Origin of the sequence: Nostoc sp. (assembly GCF_036917455.1) — a bacterium.
GTDB lineage: Bacteria > Cyanobacteriota > Cyanobacteriia > Cyanobacteriales > Nostocaceae > Nostoc.
The window spans coordinates 1-20898 of record NZ_JBALDK010000074.1; the positions used below are offsets into that span (position 1 = coordinate 1).

Below are 20898 nucleotides of genomic sequence, written 5' to 3' on the forward strand. Positions count from 1 at the left end.
TGTGGTGGGTAAGACTGGTAAATAGTGACCAAGTGCCTTGCGTGTAACTGCTAAATTGCAGGTCAAGGCAATTTGCTCTTTTTCTAGTAAACCCAAAACGCGATCGGGTTTGTCTCGTGCTACTACTGGTAATTGAAGCAAACCTCGAAGACTCATGCGGTCTAAAGCTTCAGATAATAGTTCATCCTGCCATGCATAGAGGATTTCAGTCGTACAAATGTCTATTAGGGTCTGACTGGATAAATTATCTGGAATTTCAGTTAGCGAATTTGGGTACGTTTGCCAAAAAGCAAGGGCACAGTTAATATCTTCCAGAGAAAGTATACCAACTAATTGCTCGGCTGCATCAATTACTAAAGCACTTCGGGTGCGATCGCGAATCATTTCCACCGCTGCATCTAACACTCCAAGGGTTGCAGGTAACTTTTTTGGAGAAGGATGCATGGCATCTTCTACCAAAATTTGCTGCACAATATCTGCTTTTTCATCTTTCAATTCCGAAAGACCAATTTGTTGTAGATTAGAGTTAGAGTTAAAAGTTGGTTTAATCCTTTCCACGAGCCAAACACTCAAACCCACAGCTGCCATCAACGGTAAAACAATGCGATAGTCGCGCGTTAATTCAAACAGCATTAAAATAGCCGTTAACGGCGCTCTGACACTAGCAGCTAACACTGCTGCCATTCCTACCATTGCGTAAGCTGGGGGAGCTGCCATTTGATCGCAAATAGCCGGGAATATCACAGCCAAAATTTTGGCGTAAGCTGAACCAAAAGAAGCACCTAAAAACATGGCTGGTGCAAATAAACCGCCAATGAAACCACTACCCGCACTAATTGCAGTCATCAGTAGCTTCACCACCAACAGCACCACCAATAGGGAGAGTGAAAACTCTACATCTTGAAGCATCGCTTCTACAGTTTCATAACCCACGCCCAGAATTTGGGGGAAGTGCAAAGCAACTGCGCCAATTATCACGCCGCCAATAATTGGATGAATCGGCTGAGGAATTCGTCCCAAAAAGGCAAAACCTGGAACCTTCCCAGCAAAGCAGGCTTTTGCTACCCGAATGGATTGAGTATAAGCCAGAGAAACTAGGCTGGCCCCTAAACCTAAGCCAAGATAAAGGGGTAATTCCAATGGACTGCGGACTTGGTAAGCAGGTAAATCAAAAGCAGGTTGTGCCCCCAAACCAATTTGGGCAATTAATGCTGCTACCACCGCCGCTAGCAGCACCACACTCACAGCAGAAGTAGCGAAAGATGTTGCTCCCATCACCACCTCTAGGGCAAAAAATACTCCAGCGATAGGAGCATTAAATCCTGCCGCCAGTCCCGCCGCCGCGCCAGCACCCAACAACAAACGTTGTCGCTCTTGAGATACATTGAGGATCACAGAGAACAACATCCCAAAATTTGCACCAATTTCTACACTCGGTCCCTCTGGGCCCAAAGAAGCACCGCTCCCCAAAGAAACAGATGCGGCCAGCATTTTTGTAACTGGTCGTAGTGGTCGCTTAATCTCTGTTCCCTGAGAGGCGGCGATGAGAGATGAAAGTCCAGGGCCAAAGTCTTGAGTGCGCCATCGCATCAAGCCAACGATTAACCCGCCAAGGGTGGGAACGCAGGCTAAAGTCCAAGCACCCCAGACACCGATTTGACCCATTAAATTTTCCAGCATTAGCTGGTGAATCAACTGGATTAAATAATGAAAGGTGACTACACCCATACCAGCACCACCGCCAATGAGCATGGCTAAAAACAGGACAACGGTTTCTGGCGATGGTTGAAAACGATTAATGAGTTGAGCTAAACGAGCGGAAGGTGTAGGAAAGGCAGGTTGTTCCGTTACCTTCCTCAGTTGAGTGGGAGGCAAGAGAGTCATTGAGAGGCGGGGTAAATGTAAGAAAAAATTTAAATTTTTATCTGTTATTTATCATTGTGAGCCATTATTTAGCAACCAGACAAGTAGACTTTATTTGCTTGATTTACAAAGTTTTAGCCAAAAATGTCATTGTGCAAAATTTTTGTGGGGAGAATGGTTAAATGCGAGACAATTGTTATTTGAGGGTCAGCGATACCTTAGTTGGACATCGCTGCGACTAGTGGGGAACACTATTCTTTCTAGAGACAACAAAGTTTTTGTGGGCTGGGTGAACGCACCCGCAAACATTAACTAGGAGTCATCCTTGCTTAAATCTAGCTATACTCGTGTTGCGACCATTGAGCCATCCTTGGTAGTAATACAATGTATGTATGATTTATGGCTGATGTCAGACCATACTTGAAAATCTGCTAAGTATCGATCGGAATTCAATATAGCTATTGTTATAGAGCGAGTAAATGGACTAGGCGGACGAGGTAAATGAATATACACACCTTTGATAATCATTATGTTACTTGCCCAATTTGCCAAAGAAATGCTACACCCAAACCAGTTAAAACGCGCATGGGCTTGTTTTGTTGCCCCTATTGTCAGGAACGGCTAGTAGTTTGTCAAAGCGGTCATTATGTCCGCGATCCATTTACTTGGAGACAATTGATGATTGCTTCCTCGCTACGTCGTCAAAGCCGACCTTTAGCGAGGATTCTCAGAGATTTTGTCTTGCTCAAGCGCCCGATGGTAGCCTTGGCTGTGGGAAGTGCTATTTTCTTTAGTGCGATCGCCCTAACTCAAGAAAAGACAAGCTACGATCGCCAAATCTTTCCGACAACAGAGAAAGTTAATCAACCAGAAAACAAATCTCAGTAGATGGATTAATTTGGTATAAATCAAATCTTACTTTGATTTTTGTAATATTATAACTAAATACTTTTATGAAACCGTGTCTTATTACCCCAAATAGGACACGGTTTTACATTATGTCCGCTTCAAGATCCGCCCTGGTGCAATACTCAGCTTATTCAGTGGATGTTTACGAAATACAAGTATTACTGTTAACACAGAACAGCTAAACTACATAAAACTTACCTTTAAAATAGTGTTTCATGATACATCTGAGTCTATGTAAACAGCGCTGTTACTGTTAGTAGCAAAATTACCTTTGAGTTACTTATTAGCGAACAGAAGCCATTAAAAAATAATGCGGAACTCCGACAGACCTAAGCCTCTTTTGCTTGCTTCAACTGTGTTAAAAGCTGATTCACAAAAGTTTCACCATCAATTCTTTCTCGCCTTTCAAGTGATGCTATCCCTTCATGAATCTTGATGCGAGTTTCTTCAAACCATTCTTGCTCGGAATCAACACTGTTAAATCTATCGGTTGCTAGCAAAACTTGAATTAGTTGTTCTTGCTCTGGGCTGAACGTAATGCTCATAACGATTCTATTTCTTGGTTTTTTCTATGATAGAGCTGTGATAAGTAATATCCCTGATCTATTAAGTTGGGTTGATGCTTGAAATAATCTTGCTGAAAAACGGGAAGACTATGGTTACTCCCTAATGAGGGAATTCCCATGAAAAACCTGAACTGCAAAATGCTTAATAAATCTCTGCTTAACTGTTTGATTTTGCCTATTTCTCTTGTTCCCTGGTTGTCTATGGGAATACTAGGTAATTCCCACGCGGATGCTTTACCAGGGCAAAGTACAGAGGAAGTAGGCACTTGGATTAAAGCACATCCGACACTCCAGCCGAGGAGTGGGGAAAAATTATTTGTGCAAAAGACTGATACTGCTGCTCAAAGATTCACTTTTCAAGCATCGGTATTGCCCCCTGGTAGAGTGGAATTTTCTAAAGACCGTGGCACAATCCGCAGTGAGCGTATTTCCATGTATGATGCCATTAACGGCATGTCATTTGCGCGTCTCCAAGAATCCTTGCGGGTAATTTATGGCTTGGAGATTTATCAAGACTACGATCGCGCCCAAGTTGTGTACGAGTATCCTAACCAGAAGGTGGTTAACTCGGCGCGTCTTGCCAAAACTCCGATTCGGGAAGCTTTAAAGGGAGAATTACGAGTAGGCGATCGCTATGTATATTGGGTGGAAATTGCCCAACCCAAGACTGGCAAAGCTTTTACCGGTCAAATGACGGTTTTGCTCAAAACTGACCTAGACAAGTTAGAAAATGAACTGCAAGTCCGTTAATGGATACTGGGCATTGGGCATTGGGTATTAATTATTCTCCCTCACTGTCTCATCTTTCTTTGCCCCTTATCCTTTCTCATTCAAAAATTACTGAAATGGTGTTCTATAGTTTCCCTAAGCTTATAGGAGCTAGAGTTTGCCATATACCTGAAAAAATACTTTCAGATGCTAAGGAAATTCGGAGCAAATCTTCCTTTAGTAGTGGCGGCCAATCTATGCCGGCTTTACGCCCTGCGGCAAATAGCTGTTGTGCCTTAATGCTTAACTGATAAAGGGCCAAAGCCAGTTCTCGGTCTAGGGTCTTGGCATCTCTAAGGGCTTCAAACACCACTTTCAATGCCAACAAAATTGAGGTGATCTGACCGGGTACCGGCGGTTTTCCCTGTTTCATACGCGTTAACAGCGCATCTGGGTTTTCCTCGGTTGTAATTGTCTGATCTATGAGGAGTTTCCGAGCTGTTTCGTAATTCATGTAGTCAGTTTAGCGTACATTTTGCTTCAGCAGTAATACTTAATTAAAAAGTCATAAAATTGGCTTCTAGTTATTTATAGCAATCTCATTTGATTTGTGAAAAGATATGCTTGGGGAAAATAATGGGGAATTTGCGATGCTCTAGGTTAACCAGATAGACTGACTTATAATAATATATTTGAAAAATACGTCCTGCTTGGAATCAGAAGCATAATGATATCACTGAATTTACTAGAAATTGAACGCTCCGTCCGTGCCTTGTCTGTGGAAGAACAACTTTGGCTGCTAGAAAGTATTGCTAGACAAATCCGAGAAAATGAGTATACAAAAGAACAATTGACTGATACCAAAAATCCTGAAGAACAACTGCAAGTGATGGTTGATGAGCCAAATATCTCAACAGAAACTGCTGTGGTAAATGATGAGTTTGCAATTTCTGAAATTCTCTGATATGTAAAAGTAAAAATGATGAATTTGACAGATTTAAAAAGTTAAATATACAGCTTTTATAGATTCTCTCGTTTCTCTCGTTCCCAGTCTCTGACTGGGAATGCCTGATGAGGGGACTGCCGCTTCTTGACTTGCGGTAGAGGTATCAATGTCAAAGCATTAATTGATTTGTTGTCAAGTTTTTGATTTTAACAAACTCCAGAAATATAGTATTTTGTTACAGCTAAAATTTAGGATTGCTATAGTTGCCAATCAATAAATACCATAGATATTTTATGCATTTAGTCTTAAAAATTTATTTTTGTTTCATTTGTCTTTACGATTAAACCTCATTATGGTAAAGGGTAAGTAAAATCCGCTCTCTGATGTTGCTAATAAATAGGGCAATAGGGGCAATCTCGGAAAAACAACTTACCAAGGGTGCTCATTACATTGTTTGAAGTTATGTAGCCTTTTGATTACGGCCTATCAACCACTGCGGTAAACTATGCGTTGATTATGATTCTTTCGCAGAGAAGAACACTCGAAAGGAGCCGTTTTTTCAATGTCTCATTCTGTCAAAATCTACGATACCTGCATTGGCTGCACCCAATGCGTCCGCGCTTGCCCTACTGATGTACTTGAGATGGTTCCTTGGGATGGCTGTAAAGCTGCTCAAATTGCCTCTTCACCCCGTACAGAAGACTGCGTTGGCTGTAAGCGCTGCGAAACCGCTTGTCCCACTGACTTTTTGAGCATCCGGGTTTACCTGGGCGCTGAAACAACTCGCAGTATGGGTCTGGCTTACTAAAAAGCTGGTACCGAGTGCTGAGTGCTGAGACAAAAAGAAGTAAATCAAAAAAACTAATTTCTTGATTCTTCACTCAGAACTCGGAACTCGGAACTTAAGACTTTGAAGTGTGTCAATAGCAAGCACCTTTAGCGTCGTTGAGTGGATACTACCCACTTTGCGAAATCTTAATTTTAGATTGGGGATAAGAATCTCTGGGTATCCAAATCCTAAAAGCCGTATTTGGTGCCGTCAGGTTAAAAGCTGACGGGTAATCTGCTGTAAAAATCAAAAATCCATAACAATACCTAGTGGTTGGGGAGTAATATTACTCCCTTTTTTTATTTGCAAAAAGTCAAGTTTGTGCTGGACACTATATAACAATACCTAGTGGTTGGGGAGTAATATTACTCCCTTTTTTTATTTGCAAAAAGTCAAGTTTGTGCTGGACACTATACTGGATTTAATCATCCTGAAAAAAAGCGGTGTGAACAATGTGCGGAATCGTTGGATATATAGGCACTCAAGCGGCGACAGACATTTTACTGGCTGGGCTGGAAAAACTAGAGTACAGGGGCTACGATTCTGCTGGAATCGCCACTGTTTGGGAAGGTGAGGTTAATTGTGTGCGGGCAAAGGGTAAACTCCATAACCTGCGTTCTAAACTCGAACAAATAGAAACCCCTGCCCCAATTGGTATTGGTCACACTCGCTGGGCAACTCATGGTAAACCAGAAGAGTACAACGCCCATCCCCATTTGGATACAGCAAAGCGAGTGGCTGTGGTGCAAAATGGCATTATTGAAAATTACCGCGAGTTACGCGAAGAACTCAAAGCAAAAGGACACGAATTTCGTTCTGAAACCGATACCGAAGTTATTCCTCATTTAATAGCCGAATTTTTAAAGAATTTTCCTCCTTCATCTTCCTCATCTCCCTTACTAGATGCAATTCGCCAAGCTGTTAATCACCTAAAAGGGGCATTTGCGATCGCAGTTATTTCTGCTGATTTCCCCGATGAATTGATTGTTGTCCGCCAACAAGCACCTTTGGTAATTGGTTTTGGGCAAGGGGAGTTATTTTGTGCCTCTGACACGCCAGCGATCGTTGCCTACACCCGTGCGGTGCTACCTCTGGAAAATGGCGAAATTGCCCGCCTCACACCTTTGGGCGTTGAGATTTACAATTTTGCTGGCGACAGGTTGAAAAAACAACCCCGCCTGCTCAACTTCAACCCTGCAATGGTAGAAAAGCAGGGATTCAAACACTTCATGCTCAAAGAAATCCACGAGCAACCAGGGGTAGTAAGAGCGAGTTTAGACGCTTACTTTAATCCAGCCGAATCTACCGAATTACCAATCAATCTTGGTTTACCTGCGGATTTCTACACTGATTTAGAACAAATTCAGATCCTCGCCTGTGGTACTAGTTGGCACGCAGCATTGATCGGTAAATATTTACTCGAACAATTAGCAGGAATTTCAACTCAAGTACATTACGCTTCTGAGTATCGCTATGCACCATCACCTGTGACAGCTAACACGTTGATTATCGGCGTTACCCAATCAGGTGAAACTGCTGATACCCTAGCAGCTTTAACAATGGAAAAAGAACGTCGTCAAGGGAAAGAATCCAAATATCAAGCGCGACTACTGGGTATTACCAATCGACCTGAAAGCAGCCTCGGTCATCTAGTGCCGCATGTCATCAGTACCCTAGCGGGAATTGAAATTGGGGTAGCGGCGACAAAAACTTTTACTGCTCAACTGATGGCATTTTATGCTTTGGCATTGGATTTAGCGGCTCGTCGTCAGACAGTTTCAAAAGACACATTAGATAAAATTATTAACGGGTTGCGGCAGATTCCCAAAGAAATTGAGGCGACTTTGGCAAATCAAGAAAGTTTAACCGAACAGTTAGCCCACGAATTTGCTGAAACCAAAGATTTCATTTTTATAGGAAGAGGAATTAACTTCCCCATTGCTTTGGAAGGGGCATTGAAATTAAAAGAAATTAGCTATATTCACGCCGAAGGCTATCCAGCTGGAGAGATGAAACACGGCCCAATCGCCCTTTTAGATGCGAAAGTACCAGTAGTTGCGATCGCAATCCCTGGTAGTGTTTATGAAAAAGTTATTTCTAATGCCCAAGAAGCCAAAGCTAGAGATTCTCGGTTAATTGGCGTGACTCCCGTCAACGATGGCGAAGCGGCGGAAATCTTTAACGATCTTCTTCCCGTCTCTCATGTAGAAGAATTACTTTCTCCGATTCTCACAGTAGTTCCTTTGCAATTATTGGCTTATCATATTGCCGCCCGTCGTGGTTTAGACGTTGACCAGCCGAGAAATTTAGCTAAGTCTGTAACTGTGGAGTAATTTAATACTATTAGTTGTGGAGGATTTGTGGAGGTGTGGAGGAATAATAAAGTCGTATAACAAATAAAAAAGTTATACAATACATAAAAAAGTTGTACAATTTATCCTGTAGGTGCGTATGTGAGTATCTACAGGAGTTTTTATGGCTAGAAGCAATCAAGATTGGACGCAAGCAAAGTTTGAGCGTTACTTCAAGGAAGGGCGTGGTCAGGGTAGTGGTAAAGACTATCAGCCTTGGATAAAGATTCAGGATTTTCCTTCAAAGGGTCGTGTTTCCAGACCTCCAGGTTGGAAAACAAACCGAGAACATCATCTGTTTTCTGATAACGAGAAGCGGCTATTTTATGTATTTGAGTGGTCTGATGCGATTGTAGATATAAGAGAGCAGTTTCCTCTACTTGACCTTGACTTATCAATGAGTATCGCAGAAGAAATGGCTATTAACCATCCCAAAGACCCTCAAAGTAATACTCCCTATCCTTTAAGCACGGATTTTATGCTTTCTGTTAGGCAAGGCGAAAAGATAGTCCAGAAAGCACGAACATTTAAGCTAGCTAAGGATTTGGGAAGTAACTCTGTAGCTGAAAAATTTGAGTTAGAAAAGCGTTACTATGCTGCCAAAGATATTGATTGGGGAATAATTACAGAAAAAGAAGTTCCTAAGCAATTAGCGGAAAACATTGAGTGGGTTCATACTGCTTATAAATTAGAGGAGAATGCAGATATAAATCTCGAAGAACTACGTAACATTGCCAACATCTTAAAGTCTAGGCTTCAGGAAGGTGATTCAAGCATCAATAGAATAACGACGGCTTTAGATAAAGACATGAATATAGAGCCTGGTACATGCCTCTACCTTTTTATACACCTTATCGCTTGGAAAGAAATCATTATGGATATGCTACTATCCAAAATATCTAGTTTCCCTTCTTCAAAAGTAATTAAAAAGATTATTTAAAAAAATACGGGGTGCATTACATGATTAATAAATTATTTGTCAATGACTTGATTGAATGGATTGATGAATCAGGTAATAACTTCGTAGAACGAGTTCTTTGGATTGATGAGGGATATACTATAGCCTTCGTTTTTGATATAAATACTAAAACAGGATTTCCAGAACCTAAAAAAATTTCAGATATTACAGAAGCTATTTCTGATAGTCGTGCATTAAAGCTTAAATCAGATCCGTGGGCAAGGATAGTCAGAGATGAAGATTTGTCTGAGAAGGAAAAAGAACTGAGAGATAGAGCTTGGCAAATAATTTCATTTATTATTACTCAAGAACCCTCGGTTTACTACCGAGATTATAGAGGTGCTTTAGTTCAGCAGACTATTGAAAAATATAATGCAGGCAGAAGTAAAGGTAAATTAGTAGAAATAAGCGTTTATAAATATTTAAGAAGATTTTGGCAGAGGGGTAAAAATAAAAATGCTCTTCTGCCTGATTATGCAAATTCTGGTGGTAGAGGAAAACCTAAAGCATCAGGAGACAAGAAGAGAGGAAGACCAAGAAAATATGCACATGACCAAGAAATTGGCCCTGGAGTAAATGTCACAGAGGAGGATAAAAAAATATTTAGATTTGCAATTACTAATTTCTACAACAATCATAAAGAGAATTTTTTAACTACTGCTTATGATTTGATGATAAAAAAATATTACTATGAGGATTTTTATTATGATGAGAGTGGAGTCAAAAAAAGCATTTTAATTCCTCCAGATAAACAACCTACTTTTACTCAGTTTAAATATTGGTATGAAGTAGAACAAACTGATATTAGGAAGACTATTATATCTCGTAAAGGTTCTAGAAAGTATGCTCTTGAGCATCGAGCTATTACAGGAACCTCGCAAATGGAAACAATGGGCCCTGGGTCGAGATATCAAATTGATGCCACGATTGCAGATGTATACTTAGTATCAGAATACAATCGCAACTGGATTATTGGTAGACCTATTATCTATGTGGTTATTGATGTTTTTAGCCGTATGATAACGGGTGTTTATGTTGGCTTGGAAGGACCATCTTGGGCAGGAGCCATGATGGCTTTAGCCAATGCCGCTACAGACAAGGTAGAGTTTTGCCGAGAATATGGTATTGAAATTTCTGAAAGTGATTGGCCATGCAAGCATGTTCCTGATGCTATTTTGGGCAATCGAGGTGAATTAGCAGGCATGAAGGTAGAAACATTAATCCCTAATTTAAACGTTCGCATTGAAAATGCTGCTCCTTATCGAGCAGATTGGAAAGGTTTAGTTGAAAGACAATTTCGTATTATTCATGGGTATGTAAAACCATTTGTTCCCGGTTATATAGACACAGATTTTAGGCAGAGAGGAGGGCATGACTACCGCCTTAATGGCAGACTTGATATAGAAGAATTTACTAAAATAATTATTTTTTTAATTTTCCAACGGAACAATCATGACTATTTAAGTAATTACACTAGAGATGAGATGATGATTGCTGATGATATAAATCCGATACCCAGAGAACTGTGGGAGTGGGGAATAGCAAATCGTTCTGGTAGACTCAGAACTTTTCCAGAAGATATTATCAAGTTAAACCTAATGCCAACAGGGCAAGCAACAATTACTGCTCGTGGTATTAAATTTAAAGGAATATTCTATACCTGTGATAAAGCAAGAAAAGAATTTTGGGTTGAAAAATCTAGAAGTGGTTTGCTTTCTAAATCAGAAAAATCATTGAATGTTTCATATGATATTCGCCAACTCAACTATATTTATGTGCGCTCTCCCGATGGTAGAGATTTTGAGAAGTGTTTTCTTTTAGATTCACAACAAAGATACTCTGATAAAAGTTTACATGATATCGAATATTTACAGGCATCTGAAGAACTGCAAAAACAAAAAAATTATGGTAAACAGCTACAAGGAAAAGTAGATTTAATGGCAAATATAGAAAGCATAGTTAGTAAAGCTAAAGAAGAGACTGAAGAAGTTTTAGATGACAAAATCAGTAACAGAAAAAAAGTTGCTGGTATCGGAGATAATAGAGCCTTTGAGAAAGACAAAAGGCGTGAAAGTGAGAGATTTGAGCTAGCAAAGCAAGAAAAACAAAACATTGTCGAGGCTGCAAATAATCAGCCTTTGGCTGAAGATGAAGATTCAGAGGCATCAAAATCATTGCAGCCTGACCATATGAATTTACTAAGACGCAAGAGACAGGAGCGAAAACGTGGACAGGAATAATGAGGGTGAAGTTGTTAGGATTCCTGATGGAAAATTAGCGGTTATTGCTAAATACATAGACCAAAAACTTCCAGAGTATAACGCTAACCCATTGATTCAGGCGCTACCTCCTATCCTTTCAGCAGACGAATTTATAGATAAAGTAACAAGAACGCCAGATTTTGATGATGAAGAGAGAAACCTAGAAGCTCGTTATAGATTTCATTGCATTGAGAGGCTTTCTAGATACTTCGATCCCCAAAATAAAACTGTTGAATTACAGAAGAGAATTTGTGCGCTTATAATGACTGGCTATCTGGCTCGGAATGTTCTCAAGCCTGAATATGCAATTGAATCTAAAGGCATACATTATTATGCTGCAAGTTTAGATAATTGTTTAGTAGTTACTGACATAAAAAATTTGGCAAATCAGACTTTAAAAACACTATTCACGCTGACAAATGATATTAACTTGCTGATTCATAGTAATTTTGCCTTTAAAGGCTTGGCTTGGCTTCGCGCTCAGTACCAGCGTTACTTAGTGAGTAAAGGGCTATTGCAAATCTTTCCTGCTGGGAAGTTTAAATTTGACGAATATGGTTTTTCTAAGCTTATATTTGATTTTTATGGTCAAGAATCTTTAGAAGCTCTCAATCCAAAGTTAACCCAACATCAAGGTAAATATTTCTCCCATTGCTTGCTTGGATGTGACTTAAATCCATCAATTGACCGGATCACCCATATCTTGATAATAAAATATTTAGCAAATTCTATAGAAGTATTTTTTCTGTAGGAAAGTTCACATATACTTTTAAATATATTAATATAAAGTAATAAAAAATTAATAAAAATTATCATGTTTGCTTGTCGTTTTAAAGTAATCTCACATTAATCACTAAGGTAGTCTAAATAATAATTTAGTTGCCTCAAATATCGTGTATCTGCTTAAAGATAGGGTGAGAAAGATGATTATTGATTGCAGCTTACCTACGCAGATTCCTCCAGAGTCACCTTTAAATCTAACAAAGCAAAGAAAGCTTTTAACGTCTCAGTTACCATACATAGAATTAATTTTTAACCTGATTGGTGAGACAGTACCTCTCGACCACGGCTATGAGCTATTTTCTGCGATCGCTCATTTTGAACCCGAACTTCATAAATTAGATGCAGTTGGAATTCATACCATTGCAGGTATTCCCAAGGAAGGCGTAATTCAGCTAACTAAAAATTCTAGGCTTCGGATTCGGCTACCGATGGATCAAGTGCGTTTGGTTTATCCGTTAGCAGGTAAGCCCCTGAGAATTGGCAAGCATACAATTCGTTTGGGGATTCCTGAAATTCATTTGCTTGAGCCTGCTGAGAAACTGCGATCGCGTATAGTGATTATCCAGGGTTATCAATAACCAGAGTCGTTTTTAGCAGCAGCACAGCGTCAGTTAGAACAACTGGGTATCCAGGGGAAAGCCTTTATTACTAAAAATGCTGATGGTAGCCCAAAACGTAGAAGTATCAAAATCAAGCGCTTTACGGTTGTGGGTTTTGGGTTAGAAATCATTTGAAATAATTGATATGATCTATAAGCTTAGTTGCATTTACTTTCCAGAGTACAGAGTTATTAATTATCAAAATAAAAACTTTATTATTAGGAATGCGATTAAAGGAATAATTGCTGATAATTTAGTGAAAGGTTTTCTCTGGTGGAATGATTTATATATAAAAATTTTAAATTTAAATTTATTAAAAGTAAGTCTTTCCGAAGATAGAGGAATATACAAAATGATTCAACACTCTCAATGGGATATAGAAGCTCAAAAGCTATTTATTCAAGCTTGCCATGAAGCCTTGAAAAAGATATATGCTAAGATTTATGACCGAACAAAAAAAGGTCAATATGCTCAAATTGAACGAGAAAATATACGTATTTTATCGCAATTAGGACGATGCACGAATGTTGAAAACTTCCGCAAATTTATTGCAGAGTTCTGGGGAAGAGCGGGACAGCTTTCAATTTTAGAAGAACATTGGGAAGAATTACTGCCCTTGACATCGGGAATAATGGATTAGAAGGTTGCCAGAGATTTAACTTTTATCGCTATTGCTAGCTATCCAAGAAGCAAGAATATAAATACAAAAATATCAGAAAAAGCTGAGTTAGACAATGAATAAATATGTATTTTTGGAATTGATTACATTAATCCTTTAGCTAACTTTAAAATGTTTCATTTATTCGGCAATATTTTGACAACCTACGGAACCGCAGCTAATAATCGTGGGGAAAATGAAGGGAACATAACTACCTTACAAAAATTAATTTGGAAAGGTGAAGTTCATACTGCTATTTCATCTGAAGCAATTCGTTGGGCATTACGGTACTACTGGCAAAATGTTGGCTATCCGGTGAATCGACGTTGGGATCAGAATGCTCAACCAGTAGCGAATCATGTTTGGCAAGACCCCAACTTTGATGATATTCGCTTCATTGATGATGATATTTTGGGATTTATGCAGGCAGAAGCAGCAAAAGTGGAAGCGTCAGATGAGGCTGAAGGTGAAGTAGAGGAAACATCTCAAGATGATAATAAAAAAAGTTCTAAAGGTAAGGACAAGCAAACTTCTCCACGTAAAGGCAAGCAAAAGCCTAAAGGGAAAATAACTGCTAGACGAGGTGTATTAGAAGTTACTCGTGCAGTCTCAATGATACCCTTTACGGGAGACATTACCTTTAATGCTGTTAGTGGAGTCAAGGGACGAAATTCTCTTTATGGCACAGAGATTCATGCTACTCGTTATCAATATGGTTTTGCATTGACACCCGATAGTCTTAAAGATAAATCTCGCATCCATGCTGTTCTAGATGGTTTGGTTTCGATTGGTGAAGTGGCAGGAAATCATGCCCGCTTTTTGTATGATTTCTCCCCTGAAAGTATTGTACTGCGATGGACACATGATTTTTCACCTCGTTTTCTATATTGCTTTGAGCAAGACGAACTGGGAAATATGTCAGTATCAAACTTAGTGCGACAGGTAGAAGTAGGAGATATTGATCCCAAAGAATTATGGGTTGGAGGTTTAATTTCTCAGGGTTTAGAAGACTTAGTGCAAGGGGAGGGTTAGGGAGGGGTAAAACTTACGCTTAAACCTAGATAAGTAAACTGTTTCAGACTTGTGTACTATCCTAGGACTTACGCATTGACAGAAAAGCCAAAATAACAGGTATAGTTTTCAAGGCTTATAGCTGGATTTTTCAATGATATTTTAGCGATCGCACCCAATCAAGGGTGATTGAGCAAAGCCTGAAACAATGTATTTACCTTGATGCACAAGATAATTATTTTGTACAGTACGTAAGTCTTGTATCCAATACTACAATGTTTAGGTCAGTATTGAACTCAGCCGATAAGCATTATAAAATCCAAAATTGATTGGGCATTATGGGCGCGATGGTTTTTTACCAAAGCCATAATGCAGTGTATCCATAATCCAACTTTGAAAGTTGTCAATGTAGCTAAATATGACTGGCACTACCACCAGTGTTAGGAGGGTGGAAGTTGTGAAGCCGCCCATAATAGCAATTCCCATTGGTTGACGAACTTCAGAACCCGCACCAATTCCCAATGCTAGGGGCAGAGTCCCTGCGATCGTTGCTAGAGAAGTCATCATAATTGGACGCAGACGTGACACGCCCGATTCTATGAGTGCCTGACGCTGGGTTTTGCCTTGCTGCATATTTATGATTGTGTAATCAACTAGCAGAATCGAGTTTTTGGTGACAATTCCCAAGAGCAGGATGATACCAATTAGGGCATAAAGTCCCAGGGGTTTTTGAGCAACCATCAACGTTACCAGTGCGCCACCTAAACAAAAGGGCAAGGCAGCCATAATCGATAATGGATGAAGAAAGTTGTTATACAGCAGCACCAGAATTGCATAGATACACATTAATGCCAGCCCCAAAGCGCCACCAAAGCGCCCGAAAATCTCTTGCATAATTTTGGCGCTACCGGAAGGTTGCTGTACTACCCCTGGTGGTAAGTTTTGCATCACAGGTAGTTTGTTGATTGTTTCTACAGCCTCTCCCAAAGAAATCCCTTGCAAGTTGGCTTCTACAGCAATTTGACGGGCGCGATCGTAGCGGTTGATGGTAGCAGGGCCGCTACCAAAGCGGATATCTGCAACTGCTATCAGGGGAATCAATCTGCCATTTTGACTGGGGACTTGGAGGTTGGTAATTGTGTTGATATCAGCACGGGCTTTGGGGTCGATTTGGACGCGAATAGGGATTTGACGATCGCTTAAATTAAATTTTGCCAAGTTGGACTCATTGTCGCCGATGGTTCCAAGGGAAGCAGTCCGAGCGATCGCTTGTACTGTCACTCCCAAATCTGCTGCCCGTTGCGGGTTAGGAATTACTAAAATCTCTGGTTTAACCAAACTCGCAGTCGAAGACACTTCAACCAATCCACGCAGCGATCGCATCTGCTTTTCTAAGGCATCAGCAGCTTGAGTCAATGCTTGGGGATTTTCACTTCTCAGAACAATTGATAAACCTTTGCGACTGTCCCCTGGTGACTGACTTTGAAAACTAATTCTAGCTCCTGGTATTTGCTCAAAGTTAGGGCGGACTCGATCCTCAAACTGTTTTTGGGAAATATTTCGTTCTTCTCTGGGTTTGAGATTAATGGAAAGGGTTGCAGAATTGATCTCTTCTGTGGCTAGTACGCGTTCAACTACTGGGTCTTTTCGGATGATGTCAGTGGCTTGTGTGACTACCTTGTTAACATCTGACAATGTAGAACCAGGAGGTAGTTCTATAGATACGTTAGAAATACCGAAATCGCCATCATCAACAAAACCTTTGGGAATCAAGGGAACCAGCATCAGGCTGGCAATAAAGAAAGCTAAAGCGATCGCCATTGTTGTTAATCTATGGCGTAACGCCCACTGGAGGAGGGATCTATAAGGTTGAAAGCCTTGATGCTTTTCATCTCCAAGTTTTCTACTTCTATTGCCACCACCTGGAAGTGTAAATTTAAAATTAAAAATTTTGATTACTCCCCCTACCCCTCTACTCTCCTCCTTTAACAGATACGCTCCCATCATCGGCGTAACCATCCGCGCTACAAGAGTTGAGAAAATTGTGGAAACGGCAACGGTAACACCAAATGGTTGGAAAAACTGCCCCGGAATTCCACCCATAAAAGCAACAGGCATAAATACGGCAATAATCGTTGCTGAACTTGCTATTACTGCTAATCCTACTTCGTCGGAAGATTCAAAAGCGGCTTCCCAAGCTGATTTGCCCATAGCGATATGCCGTTCCATGTTTTCAATTTCCACAACAGCATCATCTACCAAATTGCCCACCGCTAACGCTAATGCCAACAAAGTCATGTTGTTGAGGGTGTAACCAAGGGCTTGCTGCACTGCAAAAGTGGGAATTATTGACAAAGGTAAGGCAACAGCCGTTATTAATGTTGCTCGCCAGTCCCGCAAAAACACTAAAATAACGATGACAGCCAGCAGCGAAGCTTGAATTAATTCATCAATGGTGCTTTGGTAAGATTGGCGGACAATATCAGCTCTAGTAAAAATTAAATCCAGCTTGACATCTGCGGGAAGTGTTTTTTCCAGTTCTTTAACTGCGGCTTTCACTCCTTGTTCCACTGTCACTAAAACGCTGCCAGTACTACGCAACACCTGGAAAGCTACCACAGGTTGATTATTTAAGGTGGCGGCTTGGCGCACATCGCCAAATTTATCTTCTATAGTTCCCAAACTAGATAATGGTACGGAACCACCTTGTGGTAAGAGGATTTCGTAAGTTTTCAAAATATCCACACTGGTGGCACTTCCTAATGTGCGGATACTTTGTTCGCTACCGCCAACTTCAGCCCGTCCACCAGGTAAGTTAATATTCAAAGTGCGGATTTGGTCGTTTACCTGGGTAGCGGTAATACCCAGAGATTGTAAGCGGTTTGGATTAAGATTAATCCGAATTTCTCGGTCAACTCCACCGATCCGCTGAATTTGCGCCACACCACGGACTCCTAATAAGGCGCGGCTAATGGTTTGATCGACAAGATTGCTTAATTCTTCTACAGAACGCCGATCTGATTTAACTGCGTAAGTAATCACTGGGCCGCCGGCAAAATCCAGACGTTCCACAACTGGATCGTTGATATCTTGGGGTAAATCTTGACGAATTTGAGCGATCGCATTGCGGACATCATTGGTGGCGCGATCGCTATTTGTGCCCAAAACAAAGTTGATTGTCGTTTTAGAATTTCCATCGCTAACAGTGGAAACCATAAAATCGATATTACCCAACCCCGCGACGGCATCTTCAATTTTTTTCGTCACTTGGGATTCCAGTTCGGCGGGGCCTGCACCCGGTTGGGTGACTTCGATCGAGACTGTTGGTATATCGATATTTGGGTTAATATCAATCCCCAAGCTGATGAAGGAGAACCAGCCCACCACTGTCAAAATTAAAAATAAAACTATCGTGGGAACAGGTTTTTTGATCGACCAAGCTGAAATATTAAAGGACATGAGGAAATTTTAGATTTGTCATTTGTTATTAGTCATTAGTCATTTGTCATTTGTCATCGGTTATTTCTCCCAAATCTCCCCATTCCTTTTTACTTTGCGACTCGAACCTTGTCGCCATCTTTGAGATAGCCTGCACCATCAACTACGATGCGATCGCCTAATTGCAAACCACTCTTGATTTCTACTTTGTCCTCATTTGTAGGATCTCCTAACTCTACTTTCTGGGTGCGGACTATATCTCCACTTGATAAGGTGAATACAATTACACTTGAGTCGGCTTGAGACTGGACTGCTTTTTGCGGCACTACCATCGTCATCCCAGAGTTAGTAGTAATTGCAGCATTAGCAAACATCCCTGGTTTAAGTAAAGTTGTTGGCGGTAAGTCAATTTTGACTGTAGCCTCACGCCTTTGATCGTTCACCTGTGGTTGAATGTCTCTGACTCGTCCCTGCGATCGCACGCGCCGATCGACATCTGAAGTAATTTGCACTGATGCGCCAATTTTCACCTGATTTAATTGAATTTCGGGCACCTTCGCCTGAAGTTCTAACTTTTCATCTCGGATAATCGAAAATAGCTTTTGTGTGCCACCAATCACAGTTCCCACCTGGGTTTGCGGTGGTACACCAGTTACATCACCGACTCTAGCAAGTTTCTCAGCAATTACTCCTGCAACCGGCGCACGGACCACAGTTTGTCCCAATTGAGTTTGGAGTTGTTGCACCCTAGCAGCACTGCTGCGGACATCCGCTTTGGCTTTGTTGATGATGGCTTTGGCGTTACCAATATTTGCCTGGGCGCTACCAATATTCGCCTGGGCACTACGCAGATTTTCTTGGGATAAATTCACAACTTGTATGGCAGTTTTCACAGCATAAGAACGAGTATCGAGTTCTTGGTTACTAATCGTTCCAGAGTCAGCGAGTTGTTGATAGCGCTGATAATTCTTGGCTGCTTCTTCTAGCTTTGCTTTAGCTTGAGCTAAATCTGCTTGTTTTTGCTGAACTATGGCTTTATTTGATGCCAAATCTGCCTGCTTAGATGCCAAATCTGCTTGTTTCGATTCCACATCGGCTTGTTTTGATTCCACATCTGCCTTTGCTTGGCTAATTTGATTTTGTAGTATGGAACCATCTAACACCGCCAATACTTGCCCTTTTTTGACAAAAGCCCCTTCTTTGACATCTACTGGGATACTTTTGATTTGTAAGCCGTTTGTCTGTGGTAAAACCGGAATTAAATCACTCGCGGCTACAGTTCCAGTAGTTTTAAGGGTACGGACAACACGGGCGGTTTCTACTGTGGCGATGGTGACTGTCATCGATGGGTTAACTTGTTTATCTGCTACCGTGCTTTGTTGACGGGATGGAAGACGACTTAATACACCCATCCCACCAAAGGCGATCGCAATTCCTAAACCAGCACCCAAGAATAATGGCTTCAACCAGGGCATGGTTGTTTTTTGCTCTGATTTGCTCGAAAAGCTAGCATCTTTATAGGCTACGGGTTTTTCCACCTCTACTTCTGAAACATTTTCATCGCTCACAGTCCCACCTCCACTTTCTGTCTATGCATACCAATCTTGGTATTTTCTTAAGAAAACTTGAACTTTATTTACTTCCCATCAACTATGACGCATTTCCTAGTAAATGTCTTTGGTTAAATTGAGTATATAATAATACTTTTTAATTAAGAGTAATTACTAAGAATAAATTCTTGAAGATTTTATGTAGATCATGATACAAAAAATGATCTCATCTCATCTAGCTATTCTAAATCACATACTATATGCATTTAGATCACCGTCAACCAATGCTTAAATATGGAAAATTGAATAAAGCGAATCTAGATTAATTTAATTAAAATCTGAACAATCGATGTATTTTATAAAACTAGCAAATTATTTTGTCTACGCAACTTTTAATTCCTCTAAAGCCTTTGTGTTATCAGAAAGCCATGCATCCAGGCATAGATTGAGCTAGCGTCCACAGCTACACGTGAGTTACAAAAGAGCAAACTCCATAATTCCAGCCAGGGTGGCCCTGATGATGGAATTTTGAAATCAAATCAATAAATAATTGGTATTTACCAGAGTAACCATATATGTTCAATGCCACTGAAATTTTAATTGATGCCTTTGTAGATGAAATACGAGAAGGCTACCGTCGCACTTATGGCTGCTTCAAAAATGATTATCAGGATATTATCGCCTGGGCTGGTAACATGGCTTTGGAAAACATTGCCAATAGTGATGCTCTTTATCACAATGTTGAACATACCGTTCTTGTCACCCTTGTCGGGCAAGAAATCTTACGTGGCAAACACATTAGAGAAGGCGGTGTTTCCAGTGAAGACTGGTTGCATTGTATCATTTCCTTGGTTAGCCATGATATTGGCTACGTTAAAGGAGTTTGCCGGCAAGATCAAGAAGGAGCAGGTTTATATTCCACAGGTAAAAATGGCAGAATGGTTTCTGTAGCTCCTGGCGCTTCTGATGCCAGTCTCACGCCGTATCATGTTGATAGAGCCAAGCTTTTTATTGATGAACGTTTTGGAGGTCACAAGTTAATAGATGCTGAGGCAATTAAGAGCAATATTGAATTGACTCGGTTTCCTGTGCCTGCGGCAGAAGATCATCAAGATACAAAGTGCTTTGCCGGATTAGTTCGGGCGGCTGATTTGATTGGTCAACTAAGCGACCCGCGTTATCTGAAAAAAATTACTTCTTTATTTTACGAGTTTGAAGAAACTGGTGTAAATAAGGTTTTGGGCTATCAAACCCCTGCCGATTTACGGAATAACTACGCTAAGTTTTACTGGAATGGTGTCTATCCCTATATCCAAGACGGACTGCATTATCTGTCATTGACACAACAGGGCAAACAAATTCTGGCTAATCTCTACTCAAACGTATTTGTTGTAGAACACGAAAAACAACAGCAAGAACAGCAGCGTTATTTAGAGAAGTTAGGAGTTGGGAATTGAGAGTTGGGAGT

The 20898-nt window shown here is 40.6% G+C and carries 16 protein-coding genes and 2 pseudogenes; 13 read left to right on the forward strand and 5 right to left on the reverse strand.

From position 1 onward, the window contains the following. Nucleotides 1-1884 (reverse strand): chloride channel protein (locus tag V7K42_RS08450; protein ID WP_334915249.1); only part of this gene is annotated, 1884 nt, incomplete at its 3' end. 480 nt (nucleotides 1885-2364) lie between these two features. Here V7K42_RS08450 and V7K42_RS08455 point away from each other — a divergent pair. Continuing rightward, nucleotides 2365-2751, forward strand: a complete 387-nt coding sequence (locus V7K42_RS08455) for a hypothetical protein (protein ID WP_094327500.1) — start codon at nucleotides 2365-2367, stop codon at nucleotides 2749-2751. Between the two features lie 127 nt (nucleotides 2752-2878). Continuing rightward, a pseudogene (locus V7K42_RS28920) lies at nucleotides 2879-3105 on the forward strand (dehydrogenase); the annotation flags it as partial. Here V7K42_RS28920 and V7K42_RS08460 read toward each other — a convergent pair. Next, complete coding sequence (locus V7K42_RS08460) at nucleotides 3102-3317, reverse strand: type II toxin-antitoxin system ParD family antitoxin (RefSeq protein WP_334915250.1); 216 nt, start codon at nucleotides 3315-3317, stop codon at nucleotides 3102-3104. The pseudogene V7K42_RS28920 and the gene V7K42_RS08460 overlap by 4 nt on opposite strands. A 159-nt stretch (nucleotides 3318-3476) precedes the next feature. Here V7K42_RS08460 and V7K42_RS08465 point away from each other — a divergent pair, with 159 nt between their 5' ends. After that, a complete protein-coding gene (locus V7K42_RS08465) occupies nucleotides 3477-4088 on the forward strand; it encodes a hypothetical protein (protein WP_334915251.1) in 612 nt (203 codons plus the stop codon). 103 nt (nucleotides 4089-4191) lie between these two features. On the opposite strand, the gene V7K42_RS08470 is transcribed toward V7K42_RS08465, so the two are convergent. Continuing rightward, nucleotides 4192-4560 carry a Dethiobiotin synthetase gene (locus V7K42_RS08470; RefSeq protein ID WP_334893191.1) on the reverse strand — a complete coding sequence of 123 codons (369 nt, stop codon included), beginning with the start codon at nucleotides 4558-4560 and terminating at the stop codon, nucleotides 4192-4194. A gap of 213 nt (nucleotides 4561-4773) precedes the next feature. Between V7K42_RS08470 and V7K42_RS08475 the strand changes: the two genes are divergently transcribed. From V7K42_RS08475 to V7K42_RS08515, 9 genes and pseudogenes are all read left to right on the forward strand, one after another. Then, a complete protein-coding gene (locus V7K42_RS08475; RefSeq protein ID WP_334915253.1) occupies nucleotides 4774-5010 on the forward strand; it encodes a hypothetical protein in 237 nt (78 codons plus the stop codon). A gap of 544 nt (nucleotides 5011-5554) precedes the next feature. Beyond that, on the forward strand, nucleotides 5555-5800 hold the full coding sequence (gene psaC / locus V7K42_RS08480) for a photosystem I iron-sulfur center protein PsaC (protein ID WP_015175986.1): 246 nt from the start codon (nucleotides 5555-5557) through the stop codon (nucleotides 5798-5800). A gap of 473 nt (nucleotides 5801-6273) precedes the next feature. Beyond that, nucleotides 6274-8154 carry a glutamine--fructose-6-phosphate transaminase (isomerizing) gene (gene glmS, locus V7K42_RS08485; protein ID WP_334915255.1) on the forward strand — a complete coding sequence of 627 codons (1881 nt, stop codon included), beginning with the start codon at nucleotides 6274-6276 and terminating at the stop codon, nucleotides 8152-8154. Between the two features lie 142 nt (nucleotides 8155-8296). Next, entirely contained in the window at nucleotides 8297-9112 is an 816-nt protein-coding gene (locus V7K42_RS08490) for a TnsA endonuclease C-terminal domain-containing protein (protein ID WP_334915257.1), read from the forward strand. 20 nt (nucleotides 9113-9132) lie between these two features. Continuing rightward, on the forward strand, nucleotides 9133-11370 hold the full coding sequence (locus tag V7K42_RS08495; RefSeq protein WP_334915259.1) for a Mu transposase C-terminal domain-containing protein: 2238 nt from the start codon (nucleotides 9133-9135) through the stop codon (nucleotides 11368-11370). After that, nucleotides 11357-12142: a hypothetical protein gene (locus V7K42_RS08500; protein WP_334915261.1), complete on the forward strand. Its 786-nt coding sequence runs from the start codon at nucleotides 11357-11359 to the stop codon at nucleotides 12140-12142. The genes V7K42_RS08495 and V7K42_RS08500 overlap by 14 nt, the downstream gene beginning before the upstream one ends. Before the next feature lie 172 nt (nucleotides 12143-12314). Beyond that, nucleotides 12315-12908, forward strand: a pseudogene (cas6, locus tag V7K42_RS08505) (type I-MYXAN CRISPR-associated protein Cas6/Cmx6). A gap of 10 nt (nucleotides 12909-12918) precedes the next feature. Beyond that, on the forward strand, nucleotides 12919-13413 hold the full coding sequence (gene cas8a1 / locus V7K42_RS08510; protein WP_334915263.1) for a CRISPR-associated protein Cas8a1/Csx13: 495 nt from the start codon (nucleotides 12919-12921) through the stop codon (nucleotides 13411-13413). Between the two features lie 150 nt (nucleotides 13414-13563). Continuing rightward, nucleotides 13564-14463, forward strand: a complete 900-nt coding sequence (locus V7K42_RS08515) for a DevR family CRISPR-associated autoregulator (RefSeq protein WP_334915265.1) — start codon at nucleotides 13564-13566, stop codon at nucleotides 14461-14463. Between the two features lie 315 nt (nucleotides 14464-14778). Here V7K42_RS08515 and V7K42_RS08520 read toward each other — a convergent pair whose 3' ends face one another. Beyond that, nucleotides 14779-17901, reverse strand: a complete 3123-nt coding sequence (locus V7K42_RS08520) for an efflux RND transporter permease subunit (RefSeq protein WP_334915267.1) — start codon at nucleotides 17899-17901, stop codon at nucleotides 14779-14781. A gap of 89 nt (nucleotides 17902-17990) precedes the next feature. Then, a complete protein-coding gene (locus V7K42_RS08525) occupies nucleotides 17991-19448 on the reverse strand; it encodes an efflux RND transporter periplasmic adaptor subunit (RefSeq protein ID WP_334915269.1) in 1458 nt (485 codons plus the stop codon). Between the two features lie 557 nt (nucleotides 19449-20005). On the opposite strand from V7K42_RS08525, the gene V7K42_RS08530 reads away from it, so the two are divergent. Continuing rightward, nucleotides 20006-20887, forward strand: coding sequence for an Npun_R2479 family HD domain-containing metalloprotein (locus V7K42_RS08530; protein ID WP_334889571.1), 882 nt, complete (start codon nucleotides 20006-20008; stop codon nucleotides 20885-20887). Nucleotides 20888-20898 lie beyond the last annotated feature (11 nt).